Consider the following 368-nt stretch of genomic DNA (forward strand, 5'->3'; position numbering starts at 1 on the left):
GTGCCGGGAAGCGCCGACGGGCCTCGGCCACCATGGCGGGCGACAGGTCGATCCCCGTCGCGGCGGCCCCACGGTCGGCCAGGTACGCCGTGACGTGCCCGGGACCCGACCCGGCCTCCACCACAGGCTCGCCGGCCGCACGGGCGGCCACCCGGTCCAGCAGCCAGGTCTCGAACGGCAACCCTTCCAGCTCGTCGACGAGGTGGTCGGCATAGGCGGTCGCCACGGTGTCGTAGGAGGAGCGGACGCGCCCGTCGCGGACCTCCGCACCCCCGGCGATCACGGCGTCGCGATCGACCGGCACCGCAGCGGTGCCCTGCTGAGGGACCGGGCCGAGGAGGTGGATCCACCGGGGATCCTGCTGGCCG

At 75.5% G+C, this 368-nt stretch carries 1 protein-coding gene; it reads right to left on the bottom strand.

The features are described 5' to 3' along the window. The coding region (locus tag QZX64_RS01440; RefSeq protein ID WP_295656365.1) for a class I SAM-dependent methyltransferase at nt 1–368 on the bottom strand (368 nt) is incomplete at both ends.

The sequence above is a fragment of the uncultured Nocardioides sp. genome, from assembly GCF_902805925.1.
GTDB lineage: Bacteria > Actinomycetota > Actinomycetes > Propionibacteriales > Nocardioidaceae > Nocardioides.